Annotated in this window: 15 protein-coding genes; 4 read left to right on the plus strand and 11 right to left on the minus strand. The window is 72.3% G+C overall.

The features are described from left to right. Positions 1-5: 5 nt before the first annotated feature. Complete coding sequence (locus AB0C15_RS29430; protein ID WP_357357388.1) at positions 6-1610, minus strand: ABC transporter substrate-binding protein; 1605 nt, start codon at positions 1608-1610, stop codon at positions 6-8. A 292-nt stretch (positions 1611-1902) separates the two neighbouring features. Here AB0C15_RS29430 and AB0C15_RS29435 point away from each other — a divergent pair, with 292 nt between their 5' ends. The 4 genes from AB0C15_RS29435 to AB0C15_RS29450 all read left to right on the plus strand — a co-directional run bounded on the left by AB0C15_RS29435 (position 1903) and on the right by AB0C15_RS29450 (position 6481). Then, positions 1903-2439, plus strand: coding sequence for a helix-turn-helix domain-containing protein (locus AB0C15_RS29435; RefSeq protein ID WP_357357391.1), 537 nt, complete (start codon positions 1903-1905; stop codon positions 2437-2439). Positions 2440-2565: 126 nt separating this feature from the next. Beyond that, entirely contained in the window at positions 2566-4449 is a 1884-nt protein-coding gene (locus AB0C15_RS29440) for a Xaa-Pro dipeptidyl-peptidase (RefSeq protein WP_357357393.1), read from the plus strand. A gap of 456 nt (positions 4450-4905) precedes the next feature. After that, complete coding sequence (locus AB0C15_RS29445) at positions 4906-5814, plus strand: DUF1996 domain-containing protein (RefSeq protein WP_357357395.1); 909 nt, start codon at positions 4906-4908, stop codon at positions 5812-5814. A 70-nt stretch (positions 5815-5884) separates the two neighbouring features. After that, positions 5885-6481 carry a DUF305 domain-containing protein gene (locus AB0C15_RS29450; RefSeq protein ID WP_357357396.1) on the plus strand — a complete coding sequence of 199 codons (597 nt, stop codon included), beginning with the start codon at positions 5885-5887 and terminating at the stop codon, positions 6479-6481. 14 nt (positions 6482-6495) lie between these two features. Here AB0C15_RS29450 and AB0C15_RS29455 read toward each other — a convergent pair whose 3' ends face one another. From AB0C15_RS29455 to AB0C15_RS29500, 10 genes are read right to left on the minus strand one after another with little or no spacing between them, the layout of a single operon-like run. Then, complete coding sequence (locus tag AB0C15_RS29455) at positions 6496-7317, minus strand: CoA ester lyase (RefSeq protein ID WP_357357399.1); 822 nt, start codon at positions 7315-7317, stop codon at positions 6496-6498. Beyond that, entirely contained in the window at positions 7317-8504 is a 1188-nt protein-coding gene (locus AB0C15_RS29460) for a CoA transferase (RefSeq protein ID WP_357357401.1), read from the minus strand. Before AB0C15_RS29460 ends, AB0C15_RS29455 begins: the two co-directional genes overlap by 1 nt. Continuing rightward, entirely contained in the window at positions 8501-10459 is a 1959-nt protein-coding gene (locus tag AB0C15_RS29465) for an SUMF1/EgtB/PvdO family nonheme iron enzyme (protein ID WP_357357403.1), read from the minus strand. The genes AB0C15_RS29460 and AB0C15_RS29465 overlap by 4 nt, the downstream gene beginning before the upstream one ends. Beyond that, positions 10456-11394: a ribokinase gene (locus tag AB0C15_RS29470; protein ID WP_357357405.1), complete on the minus strand. Its 939-nt coding sequence runs from the start codon at positions 11392-11394 to the stop codon at positions 10456-10458. Before AB0C15_RS29470 ends, AB0C15_RS29465 begins: the two co-directional genes overlap by 4 nt. Then, positions 11391-12752, minus strand: a complete 1362-nt coding sequence (locus tag AB0C15_RS29475) for an ADP-ribosylglycohydrolase family protein (RefSeq protein ID WP_357357407.1) — start codon at positions 12750-12752, stop codon at positions 11391-11393. The genes AB0C15_RS29470 and AB0C15_RS29475 overlap by 4 nt, the downstream gene beginning before the upstream one ends. Beyond that, the gene (locus AB0C15_RS29480; RefSeq protein ID WP_357357409.1) at positions 12749-13918 is read right to left on the minus strand and encodes an ADP-ribosylglycohydrolase family protein; all 1170 of its coding nucleotides are present in this window, start codon (positions 13916-13918) and stop codon (positions 12749-12751) included. The genes AB0C15_RS29475 and AB0C15_RS29480 overlap by 4 nt, the downstream gene beginning before the upstream one ends. A 4-nt stretch (positions 13919-13922) precedes the next feature. After that, positions 13923-15215: a sugar ABC transporter substrate-binding protein gene (locus AB0C15_RS29485; protein ID WP_357357412.1), complete on the minus strand. Its 1293-nt coding sequence runs from the start codon at positions 15213-15215 to the stop codon at positions 13923-13925. 38 nt (positions 15216-15253) lie between these two features. Next, positions 15254-16093: a carbohydrate ABC transporter permease gene (locus AB0C15_RS29490; protein WP_357357414.1), complete on the minus strand. Its 840-nt coding sequence runs from the start codon at positions 16091-16093 to the stop codon at positions 15254-15256. Position 16094: 1 nt separating this feature from the next. Next, positions 16095-17030, minus strand: coding sequence for a sugar ABC transporter permease (locus AB0C15_RS29495; protein WP_357357416.1), 936 nt, complete (start codon positions 17028-17030; stop codon positions 16095-16097). Next, the gene (locus tag AB0C15_RS29500; protein WP_357357418.1) at positions 17027-18118 is read right to left on the minus strand and encodes a LacI family DNA-binding transcriptional regulator; all 1092 of its coding nucleotides are present in this window, start codon (positions 18116-18118) and stop codon (positions 17027-17029) included. Before AB0C15_RS29500 ends, AB0C15_RS29495 begins: the two co-directional genes overlap by 4 nt. Positions 18119-18373: the final 255 nt, after the last annotated feature.

Raw genomic sequence — 18373 nt, forward strand, 5'->3', positions numbered from 1 at the left:
CGGGACTACTTGCGGCCGACCGCGGCGACGTCCACCTGCCAACCGGCGGCGGTGTAGTCCGCCCCGGTCAGGTCCTTGGTCGCCACCACGATGGAGGAGTTGCTGGCCAGCACGACGTACGGCGAGGACGCGTTCATCAGTCGCTGCCAGTCCTGCATGGCGGTGGCCCGGCCGGCCAGGTCGAGGGTCGCGGTGACCTTCTTGCCGGCGGCCACCACGGCCGGGTCGGCCCGCTCGACGGTCCAGCCGGAACGCAGTGCGGTCGCCTGCCCCGGTGCCATGTTGTTGATCAGCGAGTCGGCGACCGGGTAGTTCAGGCTCTGCGGGGTGAACCCGAGCGGTGACTTCCCACCGCGCATCTCGTCGAGGAACGTGGTCAGCGGCTGCGGGTTCAGCTCCAGCTTGATGCCCGCCTCGGCGGCGTCGCCCTGCACCTTGGTGGCCACCGTGCCGAGGTCCACACCCTTGTAGGTGATGGCCGGGTAGGTGAACTTCACCGTCGGGTTGCTCAGGCCGGCCTCGGTGAGCAGCGCCTTGGCTCTGGCCACGTCCCGCTTGGACTCCTCGCCGGTCGGCAGCGCGCCCGGGAAGGCGGGCGCGACAAGCCCGGCGCCGGGGGCGGCACCCTTGCCGTACAGGGCGGCGATCCCCTGGTAGTCGATCGCGGCGCGCAGAGCCTGGTTGAACTTCGGGTTCGAGGTGACCGCCGAGACGCCCGGGTCGGCGTTGAGGAAGAGGAAGTAGACGGTGTCCTGCACGCCGGAGGTCTGCAGGCTGCCCGGCAGGCCGTCGAGGAGCTTGCCGGAGATGTCCAGGGAGACCTCGGCCGACTCGGCGCGCTGCATGGTCAGCTTCTGGGTCTGCACGTCCATGTTGCGCAGCACCACCCGGGAGAACTGCGGCTTCGTACCCCAGTACTTCGGGTTGGCCTCCAGCACCACCTGCGCCGAGGGGTCGTAGGACTTCAGCACGTACGGGCCGCTGCCGACGGAGGCGGTGTCCAGGTACTGCTGGGCCGTGTCGCTCTGGGCGGCGTCAGCGCCGTCGCGGGCGCCGTGCTCCTTGGCGACCTTGGAGTTGAGCACCGCTGTCGACGGCATCGACAGCACCACCGGGATGTTCGGGTCGGGGGTCGCCGAGGCGACCACCACGGTGCTGTCGTCGGTCTTGGTCACGGTCAGGCCGCTGACGGTGACCGCGGGGCTGGCCTTGATGTTCTTCAGCCGGTTGAGCGAGAAGACGACGTCGTCGGCGGTGAGCGGGCTGCCGTCGGCGAACGTCACGCCCTGCCGGAGCTTGAAGGTGAACGTCGTGGCGTCCGGCGACGCCTGGTACGACTCGGCCAGCGCGGGGACGGGCTTGCTCACGTCCGAGCCCTTGAAGGTGAGCAGGGTGTCGTAGAGGGCGTGCACGGCGGTCAGACCGGTCGCCTCGTAGACCCGGCCGGGGTCGAGGGTCTTGAGCACGAACGAGGTGTTCACGGTGAGGGTCTTGGCCGTACCGTTCGTGTTTCCACCGCTGCCGCCGGCGCTACAGGCGCTGGCGGAGAGGACGGCCAGCGTCGCCAGAGCGGACGCTCCGGCGAGGAGCCGGCGAGGGGACACCGACATGCTGTTCCTACCTTCGTATCGCGCGGCCCGCTGGGCGGGGTCCGCGGGGCGTCGACGCCCGGCTGGCGGCGCCACGCATCGGCGGGGCCGATGGGATGACGGCGTCGCGGGCTTCTCGGGGGCGTCGTCTCGGGGTTGGATGTAAGACCGGGCGGCCAGGCGTCCGGTTCGCGCCTCGGTGCGGCTTGTTCACCTGGGTGGAACATTGCCGCCTGATGTTTAGCGATCCTAAACAGGGCCGTATAGTTTGGTCAATCAAGATTCAGCCACACTGTATTTGGAACGAGGACACATGCTCGGTGACCGACTCCGCGACCTGCGTCAGCAGCACTCCCTCACGCTGCGCCAGCTCGCCACAGCCGCCGACGTGTCCCCCGCCCTGCTCAGCCAGATCGAGAACGGCGCGACCGACCCCAGCCTGTCCACCCTGCGCAAACTCGCCCAGGTCTTCGACACCTCGATCGCGGAGCTGTTCTCCGAGCCCGAGGCGCCGCCGGTGCACATCAGCCGCGTGGGCGCCCGGACCCGGCTGGCCGCGCCACCCGGCCAGATCACCTACGAACGACTCACCCCCGGCCGGGGCGACCTGGAGGTCCTCCAGGCCCACCTCGCACCCGGCGACGCCAGTTCGGCGGAACCCTGGGCACACCCGTCCACCGAGTGCGCGATCGTCGTCACCGGTGAGGTCGTCGCACAGATCGGCGGCGAGTCGTACACCCTCACCGCCGGCGAGTCGGTCACCTTCGACTCGCGCCTCGCGCACCTCTACCGCAACGCCAGCGACGGGCGCGCCCACCTGATCATCGCGGTGACACCACCGACCCCCTGACCGGCCACGGTGGACGCCCGAGGGGATCGACGGGACGCCGCGGCGCACCTAGCATGACGACGAATGGATCTTCGAGATTGGCCAGTGCCGACACCCGGCGACCAGCCCAACCGAAGGGAGACGCGGATGCGTCGACCCCGTCATCTAGCGCTACTGAGCGTCGGCGTGTCCGGCGCCCTGGTGCTCAGCGCAGCCCCCACCGCAACGGCTGCACCGCCCGCCGCCACCACGCCCACCGGCATCGTGGTCAGCGACGGCATGACCCAACCGGTGTTCTCGCTCGCCGACGCGATCGAGGAGCGGGTGTTCGTCCAGACCCCGGTGGACACCGACCACGACGGCCGGCCCGACCGGGTCGCGATCGACATCTCCCGACCCCGGGAGACCGCCACCACCGGCTTCAAGGTGCCGGTCATCTTCGAGCACAGCCCGTACCGCAAGGGCACCTGGGGTGACGTGCCGTACCCGAGCGTGCTCGTCGACGACCTGCCGCAGAACGGCCTGACCGACCGCTCCGGCCGCCGCGCCCTCGACGCCGGCGCGCAGCGGGCCCAGGCCAAGGCCAACCTGCCCGGCTCGCTCGACGACTACTACGTGCCCCGGGGGTACGCGGTGGTGCTCGGCCAGAGCGTCGGCACCGGCGACTCGGACGGTTGCCCGACAAGCGGCGACCAGGCCGAAACGCTCGGCACCAAGGCGGTCATCGACTGGCTCAACGGCCGGGCCAAGGGGTACGACGCCAACGGCGCGCCGGTCACCGCCGGCTGGAGCACCGGCGCGGTCGGCATGACCGGGGTCTCCTACAACGGCACCCTGCCCAACCAGGTGGCCACCACCGGCGTCAAGGGGCTCAAGACCATCGTCCCGGTCTCCGCGATCAGCAGCTGGTACGACTACTACCGGGCCAACGGCCTCGTCGTCGCGCCCGGCACGTTCCAGGGCGAGGACCTCGACATTCTGGCCCAGTACACCGCCGGGCAGGCCCGCGCCGAGGGGCAGTGCGCCGACGAGCTCGCGGACATCACCGCGAAGCAGGACCGCGTCACCGGCGACTACTCGCCGTTCTGGCGCGACCGCGACTACCTCGACGCCCGCGACGTCAAGGCAAGCGTCTTCGTCGTGCACGGCCTCAACGACTGGAACGTCAAGACCGAGCACTTCGCCGGCTGGTGGGACCAGCTCGCCAAGCGCGACGTGCCGCGCAAGATCTGGCTGCACCAGGGCGGGCACGGCGGCCCGGGCAGTAGCGCCTCGGTGACCCTGCCCAGCGGGCAGACCTGGACGTACAAGCAGACCGAGAACCGCTGGTTCGACTTCTGGCTGTGGAACGTGCGCAACGGCATCATGGACGAGCCGACCGCGGTGCTCCAGCGCGAGGACCGCGCCTACACCACGTACGCCAACTGGCCCGACCCCGCCGCCCGGGAGGTCGGCCTGCGCTTCGCCGCCACCGACGCCACCGCGCCGGGCACGCTCACCACGGGTAAGCCGCCGAAGGCGCGCGTCGAGCAGAGCTTCGTCGACGAGGGCCGGACCATCCACCCGGACACCCTGGTGTCCAATCCGGACACCGCGAGCGCCAACCGACTCGCCTACCGCTCCCCCGAGCTGACACAGAGCGTACGCGTCTCCGGGCGCCCCGAGATGCGGTTGCGAATGGCGATCGACAACAAGCCGGACGCCAACCTCACCGCCTACCTCGTCGACTACGGCCCGGCCGGTTCGACCGCCGCCCCGACGGTGGTCACGCGAGGTTGGATGGACCCGCAGAACCGCGTCAGCGCCGCGCGGACCGCGCCGGTCAAGCAGGGCAAGCTGTACGACTACCGGTGGACCATGGAGCCGAAGGACTACATCTTCCCGGCCGGCCACCGGATCGGTGTCGTCGTCTTCTCCAGCGACCAGGAGTACACGTTGCTGCCGTTGGGCGGCACCGAGCTGCGGGTCGCGCCGAACGACAGCGAGCTGCGCCTGCCCGTGGTGGGCGGGCGGAGTGTCCTCGGGTTCTGATCGCATCCCCGCACCCCTCGGTGGGGCAGTCCGACACGTTCGGGCTGCCCCACCCGCACGTCGAGACCCGTGCCGGTGCCCGTTCCCGGAGGGCCTCCTCCTTGGCCGGGTCTGCCGCTTGGCCGGGGCCGGATCGGCGCAGGGCCGATTCGTGCGCGCGAACGGCGTAGACCGGCATGATCCACTCGGTCTTCAGGAAGTCGGGGTGTCCCTGGCGCCGGGACGCCGCGACTTTCAGGAACCCGAGTCGATGGCCCGGCCGTTCGTCGTCATTTCCGCCAACCGCGGCACGTATTGACATTTGTCGACTTCAAGGTGAGGCTGGGGTAGTGAGAGCGCTCTCTCGCACCGGCTGCACAACCGGCCACCACCCAGTCTGGCCAGGACACACCTCCGATGTCTTCGGCGGCGGCACCGGAGCTGTCCCTGACCCGTTCCCCCGACAGGAGTCACGAGATGGACAGGGCCGCACCCCTCTCCGGCACCCCCCGCCGACTGCGCCTCGCCACGGCGATCGGCGCCCTGCTGGTGCTACTCGGCACGTACCTGGTGTCCACCACCAACCGGGCCGACGCCGCCCCCGGCGGAGCCGACTTCGGCACCAACGTCATCCGGGTCGCCGAGTTCCCCGCCGACTGCACCTACAGCCACCGGCTGCCGGACGACCCGATCATCTTTCCCGGGCTGCCCGGGGCCTCGCACATGCACAGCTTCTTCGGCAGCACGGTGACGAACGCCAGGACCACCCTGCCCGACCTGGTCAACTCGCCAACCACCTGTAACCCGGCAGTGGACGTGTCGTCGTACTGGGTGCCGACCCTCTACCGGGACAACGTCGCGGTGGAGCCGGCGATCGCCACGTTCTACTACCTCGGCGAGGGCGTACGCGCCGATGTCGTCGCGAACACCCAGCCGTTCCCGCAGGGGTTGCGGCTCGTCGCCGGCAACGCGAAGGCCGCCGGGCCGAACGACAGCATCGCCCGCTGGTCGTGCCTGCACGCCGGGCACGTGCCGCCGTCGAAGGACTTCGTCAACTGCCCGTCGGGCACGATGCTGGAGTCGTACCTGGACTTCCCGCAGTGCTGGAACGGCCGCGACCTGGACTCCGCGGACCACAAGAGCCACCTGGCGTACCCGGTGAACCAGGCCTGCCCGAGCACCCACCCGGTGCACGTGCCGAAGTTGCGCCAGGTGTTGCGCTACCCGGTCAACGGCGACCCGTCGCACTTCCGGCTCGCCTCCGGGCCGGGGTACACCATGCACGGCGACTTCTTCAACGCCTGGCCGACAGCGGAGCTGGCCCGCCGGGTCCAGGACTGCATCCGTCCGGTCATCAAGTGCGGTCACGACGGCCGACCGATCTGATCCGTCGTACCCGGAAGGGGGCGGCCCGGTCCGGGCCGCCCCCTCTCCTCGGGAGGCCGAAGGAGGAGAGATGCGCGTCCACGTCGCGCTGCTGATGACGGCGATGCTCGTCGCCGGCTGCGCCGGCGGGCCGTCGAACACCACGGACGACGCGGCACAGCGGGCCCTCACACCGAGCGCCACCACCCCGACGGCCCGCGCCTTCAGCCCCACCGACATCGCCTGGCTGCAACTCACGGCGGCGATGACGCAACGGCTGCTCCCGGTGCTGGACCTCGTGCCCACCCACACCACCGACCCGACCTGGCAGCGGTTGGCCGCGCAGGTCCAGGCGAGCACCCGGGCCGACCTGACCCGCTCCCGCCACCTGCTCACCGAGGCCGGCGCGCCGACGACCAACCCACACGAGGGTCACGACATGCCCGGCATGATCACCGCCGACGAGCTGGCCGCGCTGCGGTCGGCCACCGGGAAGACGTTCCAGCGACTGCTCGCCGCGCATCTGCGTGCACACCTCGCACAGGCCGTCAAGATCGCCGCCGCCGAGCAGCGGGCCGGCGTCCACCCGGACACCACCGCGCTTGCCGCAGCCGTGATCCGAGCCGGCGACGGCGATCTCGCCCGCCTCGACCAGCTCGACCGACCACCGACCCCGCGCGCGACCTGACGAACGCGGGACGTTCAGGCGGCGTAGCGGGCGGCGAGGTCGACGACGCGTCGGGCGGCGGCCACCATCGCCCGGTCGGCGAACCGGCCGTCGGGCAGGACCACGGTCCCCGAGTCGCGCTGGTGTGCGTCCGCCACGGCGGCCAGCAGCTCGGTGGCGCGGGCCACCTCCCGATCGGGTGGCCGGAACGCGTCGACGATCACCGGGAGTTGGCGCGGGTGGATCGCCGCCCGGCCGAGGAAGCCGAGCCGTCGGCCCGCCGCGCAGGAGGCGGCCAGACCGGGGAGGTCGACGACGTCGGCGTACACCGACATGGCCGGCGGCGCCAGACCGGCCGCGCGGGCCGCGACCACCACCCGGCCGCGCGCCCAGAGCAGGCCGTCGTCGTCGCTCACCCCCAGATCCGAGCGCAGGTCGGCCTCGCCGAGCCCGACCGAGGCCACCGCCGGGTGGGCAGACGCGATGGGGTACGCGGCCTCCAGCCCGACCGCCGACTCGATCAGCGGGTGCAGGGGTACGTCGACCCGGTCGGCGAGGGCCGCCACCGTCGCGGCCGACTCGACCTTCGGCAGCCGCAGCCCGGCCAACCCGGGCCGGCCGGTCACCGCCGCCAGGTCGGCGTCGAGGTCGGGGCCGGTCAGCTCGTTGACCCGGACCTGCACGGGCACCGGGTGCGCCTCGGCGAGGAACTCGGCGACCGCGTCCCGGGCGTACGCCTTGCGCCCGGCGACCACGGCGTCCTCCAGGTCGAGGATGACCGCGTCGGCACCCGAGGCGACCGCCTTGGCGAACCGGTCCGGGCGGTCTCCGGGCACGTAGAGCCAGCTCACCAGCATCAGAGCACCCCCCGCTCGCGCAGCGCGGCCAACTCCTCGGCGCTCAGGCCGAGCGCCCCGAAGACGGTGTCGGTGTCCTGGCCGTGTCGCCGGCCGGCGTGCCGGATCTCGCCCGGCGTCCCGGTGAGGCGGAACGGCACGTTCTGCATCCGTACCTCACCCAGCTCCTCGTCCGGCACGGTGCGCACCGTGCCCAGCGCCGCGTACTGCGGGTCGGCGAGGATGTCCCGCACGTCGTAGACGGGCGCGACCGCTGCCTGCGCCTCCTCGAACGCGGCCACCACCTCGTCGCGGTCCCGTTGCGCCACCCAGGCGCTCACCGCCGCGTCCAACTCGTCGGCGTGGGCGGCCCGACCGCTGCCGGTGCCGAACCACGGCTCGTCGACCAGCTCCGGCCGGCCGATCAGCCGCAGCACCCGTTCGGCGATGCTCTGCGCGCTGGTGGAGACCGCCACCCAGCGCCCGTCGGCACACCGGTAGGTGTTGCGCGGGGCGTTGTTGTTCGACCTGTTGCCCAGCCGGGGCTGGAGGTAGCCGAGCTGGTCGTACCAGGTGATCTGCGGCCCGAGCATCGCCATGATCGGCTCGATGATGGCGAGGTCGACGACCTGCCCGGTGCCGGTGACGTCGCGCGCCCGCAGAGCGAGCATCACCGCGTACGCGGCGGCGAGCGCGCTCACCGAGTCGGCCAGCCCGAACGGGGGCAGCGTGGGCGGGCCGTCCGGTTCCCCGGTGGCGGCGGCGAACCCGCTCATCGCCTCGGCGAGGGTGCCGAAGCCGGGCCGGCGGGCGTACGGACCGACCTGCCCGAACCCGCTGATCCGGGTGATCACCAGTCGGGGGTTGACCGCGTGCAGCTCGGCGGGGCCGAGCCCCCACCGCTCCAGGGTGCCGGGGCGGAAGTTCTCCACCAGCACGTCGGCGTCGGCGAGCAGCCGGCGCAGCAACTCCGCGCCCTCCGGGTCGGAGAGGTTGAGGGTGACGGTGCGCTTGTTGCGGCCGAGCACCTTCCACCAGAGCCCCACGCCGTCGCGGGCCGGGCCGTGCCCCCGCGACGGGTCCGGCTTGGCTGGGTGCTCCACCTTGATCACGTCGGCGCCGAAGTCGGCGAGGAACGCCGCCGCGAGCGGCCCGGCGAAGAGGGTGGCCAGGTCGACGACCTTCACCCCGTCCAGTGGCGCGGTCACCGGGTCACCTCCGTCGCCTCCGGGAGGTCGGCCGCGCAGCGGAAACCGACCTGTTCGGAGCGGGCCAGGCCGGCGCCGGTGAGCAGCAGCTTCACCGAGACGTCGGCGGGTTGTGGGCCACCGTCGAGGTACCAGTCGGAGCCCTCCGCCCGGTACTCGGCGCCGCCCTTGAGGATGGCGAAGCGGGTACGACCGTCGGAGTGTTCGCTCTCGGTCAGGTTCCACACCAGCGGTTCCCGTCGCACGAGCAGCCCCGCCTCGGCGGCGACCTGCCACTCGTCCTCGGTGGGCAGGCGCAGCCCGGCCCACGCCGCGTACGCCCGCGCGTCGGCCAACTCGACCCCGGTGACCGGAGCGTCGGCCGAACCGGAGCCGGCGGTGAACCGCTCCGGGCGTACCGGCGCGTGACCGGTGGCGCGCAGGAACTCGGCGTACTCGCCGTGGGTGACCTCATGCACGGCGATGGCGAACCGGCCGAGCCGCACACTGCGCCGCAGCGTGCCGGGGTGGTGGAGTCGGGGCGGAAGGGGCTTCCACTCGTCGACGTAGGGCGCCTCGCCGTACAGGCCGGTCTCCCGCACCCGGTGCCGGACGACGAGTTCCCGCCGGCCGCCCTCGACGGCGACCATGCCCGACGGCACGTGCAGGCGGGGCGCCCAGGGCGTACGGGCGCGCACCGCCTCGCGGGCCGGGAAGGCCGGGTCGCCGGTCGGCGGCTCGTGTCGGTGCGCGGCGGCGACTCCACGCGCCACGGCCGCGATCGCGCCGGCCGGCAGTGGGCCGCCCACCGCGAGTCGACCGTCGGCGGTCTCGGTGACGGTCAGCTCGGCACCGGTGACCAGGTCGACGAAGTGCCGGCCGAGGTCCGGGTCGGTGACCAGCCACGGACCGGCGTGGTCCGCGCCCCGGTTCACCACTGTCCACAGTGGTTCGTCGTCGTGCGTCCAGCGGGACGCGTACACCATGCCCTGGCCCGGGTGGTCGGCGAGCGGGACCCAGTCCTCGGCGCGCAACCACGCCGCGTGGCTGCTCTGCACCCGGCGCATCGCCCGCAGCACCGCGCGGTCCCGCTCGTTCCAGCCGACCCAGACACCGAAGACGCTCTCCCAGACCAGCACACCGACACCGTTGAGCCAGGCGGAGTGCAACTCGTCGAGGTGGTCGCGGTGCCAGCGCCGGGTGTGGTGCAGCACGTGGCGTCGCTCGAACCACTTCGCCCGCAGCACGCCGGGCACCTCGGAGTCGGCGAACCACTGCGCCCAGGACATCGCGTGGTCGGCGATGCGGGCCAGCGGAACCCGGCTCTCGCCCTCCAGGACCAGGCCGGGGCGGACCGCGTCCAACGCGGCCCGCAGCTCCCCGGCGCCCTCCTTGAGAGTGTCCAGGAAGACCCCGTCGACGCCGAGCTTGCCGGCCAACGTGGCAACCTCCTCGGCGTCGCTGCCCGCCTCGCGCCGCGTGCCGGTGTCCCACGGGTTGTAGTCGACGAAGACCCGCACCCCGCGCTGCTGGAACGCGCGCACCACCTCGGGCAGCTCCGGTACGTCCCGGTACCAGTCGAACTGGTTGCGGTCGTCCAGACCGATCACCGGGTACGCGTGCCAGAGCACCACCCCGTCGAAGCCGCCGAAGTCCCGCCCGGCCGCGTCGAGGAACTCGTCGACGGTGAAGACGCCACGCTCGTGGTCGTAGAGCGTCTCGTCCCAGAGCCAGGCCAGGCAGACGCTGAAGCAGTCGCCGGTGATCTCGTCGTAGTGCTCGCCGACATAGCCGGTCCGCTCCCGGGCGTCGGCCCGCCACCTGGTGATCTGCTCCCGCCAGGCCGGCCAGTCCGCCGGGTCGGTCGGCGCGGCGAAGATCTTCGCCTCGTCCAGGGTGCTCAGGTCGGCGTGCCCGCCCAACGGCACCTCGGTCGGCCGGTCGATCGGGCGTGGGACGTACGGGTTGAAGCTCACGGTGCACCTCGGTAGGTCGCGTCGTAGAGGGCGTCGATGGCCGGCCGCTCGGGCAGGGCGGTGGACGCCCCGGGCCGCTGGGCGCAGGCCGCCCCGGCGGCGCAGGCCCACCGCAGGCTGGCCGTGACGGTCTCCTGGTCGATGGCGCCACCCCGCTCGGCCCAGCTGACGGCGAGCGCGCCGGTGAACGCGTCACCGGCGGCGGTGGTGTCCACCGCGTCGATCTGCGGCGCCGGGACGGCGAGACGCAGGCCCTCCCGGTCGGCGTACGCGGCACCCCGCGCGCCGAGGGTCAGCACCACCCGGGGCACCAGCTTCAGCAGGGCGTCGAGCAGCACCTGGGGGTCGTCGGAGGTGACCTCGGCGACGACCGCCGCCTCGTGCTCGTTGACCACGAGCACGTCCACCAGGTCGAGCAGTGCGCCGGGCAGCGTCGCGGCCGGCGCGGCGTTCAGCACCACCGTGGTGCCCTCGGCGCGGGCCCACTGCGCCGCCTGGGTCACGGCGGCGAGCGGCACCTCCAGTTGCAGCAGCAGCACGCCCGCCGCCGCGATCGTCGTCCGGTCGTCCGCGTCCAACTCGGTCAGTGTGCCGTTGGCGCCCGGCGCGACCACGATGAAGTTCTCCGCGTCCCGGTCGACGGCGATCAGCGCGACACCGGAGGGGCCGGCGACGGTGCGCAGACCCCGGACGTCCACGCCGGCGTCGACGAGACTGCCGCGCATCCGGGTACCGAACTCGTCGTCGCCGACCGCGCCCACGAAGTCGCAGGTCGCGCCGGCCCGGGCGGCGGCGACGGCCTGGTTGGCGCCCTTGCCGCCGGGCACGGTCCGGAAGTTTCCACCGAGCACCGTCTCGCCGGGGTGCGGCAGCCGCGACGCCGTGACCACCAGGTCCAGGTTGCTGCTACCCACCACCGCCACCCGCGCGCTCATGCCAGGCCCCCTTCCGTCGCCGGTCGCACCAGGGCGAGGGTCCGCCCGGCCAACTCGTCGAAACCGATCCCGTCGAAGCCGGCGATGCTGCTGGCCAGTCGGTTGCGCAGCGGGGCGACCCAGCGCTCCGGCAGCCCGGACGCACCGGTGAGCGCTCCGGTCACCGCGCCGACCGTCGCGCCTGTCGAGTCGGTGTCCCACCCGCCGCTGACCGCTGCGGTGATCGACCGTTCCAGGTCCCCCCGGCCGTACGCCAGGGCCGCGGCCACCAGCGCCGCGTTGTTGCGGGCGTGCACCCAGTGCAGGTGGCCGTGCCGTGCGTACAGCTCGTCGACCACGCTCTCCCAGTCGTCGGTCCCCGCGCCGAGGGCGCGTGCCCCGCGGACCGTGGCGGCGAAGCGGCTAGCCGGCGGCAGCACCGCCTCGGCGGCGTCCAGCACCTCGTGCACGGTGTCGGCCACCGGCGCGGCGGCGCAGAGAGCCGCCGCCCAGATCGCCCCGTGCACCCCGCCCCGGACGTGGCTGACCGCCGCGTCCCGCACCGCCAGTTCGGCGGCCCGGTCCGGCCGGCCGGGGTTGACCCAGCCGTACACGTCGGTGCGGATCTGCGCCCCGATCCACTCCCGGAACGGGTTGTGCCGACGGGCGCTCTCCGGCGGTGGGTAGCCGAGCAGCAGGTTGCGGTAGGCGACCCGCTCGGCGGTGAAGACCCGCCCGCCGGGCAGCCAGTCCAACCACGCCTGCGCCACGTCGGCGCTGGTGAAGCCCCGACCGTGCGTCTCCAGCACGCGCAGTGCGAGCAACGCGTAGTTCAGGTCGTCGTCCTCGGGCATCCCGTCGATGTTCTCGGCGAGGCTCGTCGGCGCGCTGCGCCGGTTCCACGGCCAGCGGGCGGCCACGTCGGCCGGGAGTCCCTTCGCGGTGAACCAGTCGCGCAGCGGCCACCGGCCGGTCGCCGTGAGGATCTCCCGGATGCCCTCGCGGGGGATCTTCTCCACCGGCTTGCCGAGCAGGCAACCGGCGGCCCGGCCGAGCCAGGCGCCGTGCAGCCGGTCGTACGCCACCTCGGTCGGTAGCGACCAACCGGCCGGCCAGCCGGCGCGCAGGGTGGCCAGGTCGTCGGTCTCAGCGGCGGTGTCGACGGCGGGCAGCGCGTCGGCGGCGTCCAGCAGCTCCGTCGCGAGGGCCCGCAGCTGCGGCGACGCCGGGGTGCTCGACGCCCCGCTGACCGGCGGGGTCAGGTCCCCGCCGGCCGCCGTCCACCGTTCGGCGATGGCGGTGACGTCGCGCCCCTCGTCCCGGCTGGCCGCCAGCTCGTGCGGCAGCAGGTCCTCCGGCTGCACCCAGGTGATCCTCACCGGGTCTCGCCCCCAGCCTCCCGGGTGGTGCCGGCGGCCAGCCCCGCGAAACGCTCCGCGCGGCGGGCGAACCGGGCCTGGTCCCGCTCGAAGACCTCGCCGGCCACTGCCGCGAGGACCCGGGCCGGCTCCACCAGATCGGTCCTGGAGGCGGTGGCGACCACGTCGGACCACTCCGCCGGGACCGCCTTCGCGCCACCGAGCGCGCCGGCGATGGCGGCGGCCATGGTGGCGGTGGAGTCGGCGTCCCGGCCGTAGTTGACCGAGCCGAGCACCGCGGCCCGGAAGTCGCCGCCGGCCACCACGAGCATGCCGAGCGCCACCGGCAGCTCCTCGATGGCGTGCAGGCGACTGGGCCGCCGCGCGCCGAGGCCGGGGCTGCGGTACTCCTCCCCCACCGTGTCGTAGGGGGCGACCGCGGCCCGCAGCGCCGGGATGGCCTGCTTCCAGTCGTGGTGACCGCGGGCCTCCTTGACCACCGCGTCGATGGCCGCGCGGGTGCCGTCGCGGGCCAGGTCCAGCGCCGCCGCGACGACGTCGTCCACGCTCGCGCCGGGGGTGGCGGCCGCCGCGACCGAGGCCGCGAAGACGGCGGCGGCCTCCCGCCCGTAGCTGTGCTGGTGCGCGCCGGCGATCTCCACCGCCTCGGCGTACGCGCCGGCCGGGTCGCCCGCGTTGACGATGCCGACCGGGGCCATGTACATGGCCGCGCCGCAGTTGACGATGTTGCCGACCCCGGCCTCACGCGGGTCCGCGTGGGCGTGGTGCAGGCGGGTGACCAGCCACCGTTCGGCGGCCGCGAGCCGGTGGAAGGTCACCCCGTCGCGTTCCAGGTCGGGGATGTACACCACCCGCTCGATCAGGTCGGGGACCAGCAGCTCCACCACGTCGTACGCGTCGAGGTGGTCCCTCTTGGCCGCGTACGCGCGGACCAGCGCGTGGGTCATCAACGTGTCGTCGGTGAGGTGTCCGTCGCCCTTGTGGTACGGCGCGAGCGGTCGCGCGGTGGCCCAGTCGGCGTGGTACGGGGGCACGATGCCCTCGACCCAGCCGCCGAAGCGGGTGCGGATCTGCTCGGGCAGGGCCGTCTCGGTGGCGCCGCCCAGGGCGTCTCCGACCGCGGCGCCGACCAGGCAACCAACCGATGTGTCGAGCAAGAGAGACATGTCGTTACCTCAGAACCTGCTTGCCACCGTCGACCAGCTGCGTGCCGAGCTGATCGAGGGTGATCTTGTTGGCGAAGTACTGCTGGAGGGCCGGAGTGGCGTACTTGGTCTTCCACTCCGGGTAGCCGTCGGCCTGCTGGAACGGGGCGACGGTCAGGTCGGCGGCGCTGGCCGCGGCCACGTCCCAGCCCTGCTTGCCGGCGGTGATCTTGACCAGCTCCTCGTTTGCCGTCTTGCCGGTCGGCACGAGCCAGTCGCCCTTGGCCAGGGCGGCCATGTTCGTCGGGTTCAGGAAGTACTCCAGGAACTGCGCGGCCTGCTTCTTGTGCTTGCTGTCCTCGGAGATCGACAGCGTCTGCGGGTTGGCGGCCTGCTTGCTGGAGAGGCCCTTGATCGGGGGCAGGGTGACCCACTCGAAGCCGGCCGGCGCCTGCTCGACCATCTGCTGGCGCAGCGACACCGAGCCGGGAAGCATCGCGTACTTGCCGCCGAAGAAGCCGGGCAGGGTGTCCGCGCCGCTCATGCCGAGCGCCTCCGGGGAGGCGGACTTGGCGGTGTAGAGCATGTCGTGGATCCGCTTCGGCACCTCCTTCTCCGCGTCACCGACCTTGACCTCGGAGCGCCCACCGTCGCCGTAGAAGAACTTCCCGTCGTAGTTGAGCGCCAGGTTGAGCACCCGGTTCGTCGGCGACTTCAACGCCCAGGCCGCGCCGTACTGGCCGGGCTTGGTGAGCTTCTGCGCGTTGCTCTGGAACTCGTCCCACGTCCAACCGCCGTCGGCCGGTGGGACCGCCACACCTGCGGCGTCGAGCAGCTTCTTGTTGGCGATGACGACCTGCGACTCCAGCAGGAACGGCACGCCGGTGACCTTGCCGTCGGTGGTGGCGGTGTCCCAGATGCCCTTGTCGATCTGCCCCTTGAGGTCGTCGGAGACCAGGTCGGACAGGTCGGCCAGGTAGCCCTGCTTGCTGAACTCGCCGATCGAGGACGCCTCGTAGTGCACGATGTCCGGCGCGTCGCCGCCCTCGAAGGAGGTCAGGAGCTGATCGTGCACCGAGTTCCAGTCACCCTGGACGTACTCGACCTGGATGTCCGGGTGCTCGGCGTTCCACTTGGCGACCAGGTCCTTGTTGACCTGGAGCGACTCCTTCTGCCAGGCCAGGCTGAGGAATCGCAGCTTGGCCGGGCCGGACGTGTCCTCGTCGCCGCCGCCGTCGCCGCACGCGCTGAGCGCGCCGAGGCCGACGACCGCGACCGCGGCAGCCGCCGCGAGTCGGCGGAATCGGGTACGGAGCATGGGGGGTTACCTCCTTGGTGATGGTGGGTGCGGGCGGCTCAGCCCTTGACCGCGCCGGCGAGCGACCCGGACGAGAGCCGGCGCTGCATGAACGCGAAGAAGATCAGGCTGGGCAGGGTCGCCAGCAGTGAGCCGGCGGCCAGGGGCCCCAGTCGGGCGGTGCCCTCGATGCCGACGAACCGGGCCAGCGCCACCGGCAGGGTGGCCAGCTCCGGGGTCTTGATCAGCACCAGGGCGAAGAAGAACTCGTTCCAGGCGGAGATGAAGGAGAACAGCGCGGTCGCGACCAGGCCCGGGGCGAGCAGCGGGAAGACCACCCGCCGCAGCACCTGGATCCGGGTCGCGCCGTCGACCGAGGCGGCCTCCTCCAGCTCCCGCGGAATGTTGCGGACGAAGCCCTGCAGCATCCACAGTGCGAACGGCAGCGCCCAGACCACGTAGATCAGCACCAGGCCGGCGTGCGTGTTGGCCAGGCCGACCTGCCGCAGCACCAGGAAGATCGGAATGATCAGCAGTACGAACGGGAAGAGCTGGGACAGCAGCACCCAGCCCAGCGCGGCGGTGCCGAGCTTGGAGCGGAACCGGGCCAACGCGTACGACGCCGGCATGGCGACGAGCACGGTCAGCACCGCCGAGGCGAGCGAGACCTGGAGGCTGTTGAGCGCCGCCCGGCCCAGCTCCTGCTCGGTGAACGCCTGCACGAAGTTCTGCAGGGTCGGGTTGTCGGGGATCAGCGTCGGGTGCAGGCGGACCAGCTCGCGCGGCGGCTTGAACGCCGTGGAGAGCAGCCAGACCAGCGGGAACCCGAGGAAGATCAGGTAGCCGGCGAGCGCCAGGTACTGCAACGTCCGGCTGGTGCGGCTCGGTTTTCCGAACATGTCAGTTCGCCTCCCTGAGCCGGCGACGCAGGTACACCGCGAGCAACGCGATGATGATCACGACCATGACGTTGCCGAGCGCCGCCGCGTAGCCGTAGTTGCCGTAGCGGAACGCCTCCTCGTACGCGAACAGCATCGGCAGCATCGTCTTGCCGCCCGGCCCACCCGCGGTCAGCACGTAGACCAGGCCGAACGAGTTGAAGTTCCAGATGAAGTCCAGCGAGGTGATCGCCACGATCACCGGGGCGAGGGCGGGCAACGTGACGTGCCGGAACCGGTGCCAGGTGCTCGCCCCGTCCACCGCCGCCGCCTCGTGCAGCTCGCGACCCACGCCCTGCAGACCGGCGAGCAGGACGACTGTGGTCTGCGGCATGCCCGCCCAGACCCCGACGATGATCACCGCGGGCAGGGCGGTGCTGAAGTCGCCAAGCCAGTTCGTCCGCAGCCCGTCTGCGCCGACGCGGTGGAAGAACTCGTTGATCAGGCCGGCGTCGGGGTGGTAGACCAGCTTCCAGAGGATGCCGACCACGACCGGCGGCATCGCCCACGGCACCACGGCCAGCACCCGCGCCACTCCGCGGAACCGCAGTTGCTGGTTGAGCAGCAGCGCCAGCCCGAGGGCGAGCAGAAACTGCAGGACCGTCACCCCGACCGCCCAGAGCAGGCCGATCTTGAACGAGTTCCAGAACAGCTCGTCGCCGAGGAGTTCCCGGTAGTTGGCCAGGCCGGTGAAGCTGACCTCGACGTTGCGCCCGGCGCGGGCGTCGGTGAAGCCGAGGTAGATGCCGCGCAGCAGTGGAAACACCGACAGCACCAGGATCGGCAGCAGCGACGGCAGCAGGAGAAGGTAGATGGTGGTGCGGTCGGACCGGAACCGGTTCCGCCGGCGGGGCGACTCGGCCCCCTCGACGTCCGGCCGTTCGGTCAGGGTGGTCATGCGGTCACCCCTTCGCTGGACGGGTGGGTGGTGGGTGGGCCGGCGGGTCGGGGTGCCGGCAGGGTCGCGGCGCTTGACGCGCGGACGACAAGGTGTGGTGGCACCTGCTCGCGGCGCGGCGGCAGGGTCGCGTCGGCGATGCGTTGCAACAGCAGCTCGGCGGCCCGGCGACCACGTTCGGTCGAGCCGAGCGACACGCTGGAGAGCTGGGGGAACATCATCCGGGCCAGTTCGGTGTCGTCCATGCCGACCAGGGCGACGTCCTGCGGCACCCGACGCCCGGCGACCAGCAGGGCGTGCAGCGCGCCGACCGCGATGAGGTCGTTCGCGCAGACCAGGGCGTCCGGGTCGGCGCGGGCGAGCAGTCGCTCGGTGGCGGCGCGGCCGGCGGCGTACTGGAAGTCGCCGACCTCGACCAGTTCGTCGTCGACCGGGATGCCGTGGCTGGCCAGGGCGGCCCGGAATCCGGCGTCGCGGGCGGCGCCCGGGACGGTGTCGAGCGGGCCGTTGACGAAGCCGATCCGTCGTCGGCCGGCGGCGACGAGATGGTCCACCGCGAGCGCCATACCGTGCCGCGAGTCGGTGCGCACGTTGTCGATCGGAGCGTCCGCGCCGAGCTGGCCGACGACCACCACCGGCACCGGACTGTCCACCAGCGCGGTGAGGTGGTCGTCGGTGACCCGGATCGGCGAGACGATCATCCCGTCCACGTAGCGGTTGGCGAGCCGCCGCAGCAGCGCGGTCTCGTTGTCGATCCGGCCACCGGTGGCGTGCACCAGCAGTTGCCGCCCGGAGGACGCGACCACGGCCTCGATGGCCCGCATCATCTCGACGTAGACCGGGTTGCCGATGTCCTCGACGGCGAGCGCGACGAGGCCGGTGCGCTGCGACTGCAACGACCTGGCGATGGCGTTCGGCACGTAGCCCACCTCGGCCGCCGCCTCGCGAACCTTGCGGATCGTCTCGGGGCTGCCGCCGACGCCGTTGAGCACCCGCGAGGCGGAGGCGATGGAGACGCCGGCGCGGGCGGCGACGGTGTGCACCGTGGGCCGACCGTCCGCCGGTTCCTGTAAACGTTTACGACCCACGTTCGGCACCTCCACCCGATAGCTGTAAACGTTTCCGGGGAGTCTGCTCCGCAGATGCCGGAGAGGTCAACCCCCCGTTACGAAAACGTTTCCAACCCCGCCTGACCCCCAACCCCCACCCCCACCCCCCCGGCCCGCCCTGCCCCCGGTCCGCCCTGCCCCCGGCCCGCCCACCCCCGGCCCGCCCTGCCCCCGGGCCCGCCCACCCCCGGTGATCAAGAGGTTTGCGTCAGCCCGCCCGGCGTGTCGTGACGC

It is taken from the genome of Micromonospora sp. NPDC048835, assembly GCF_040649995.1.
GTDB lineage: Bacteria > Actinomycetota > Actinomycetes > Mycobacteriales > Micromonosporaceae > Micromonospora.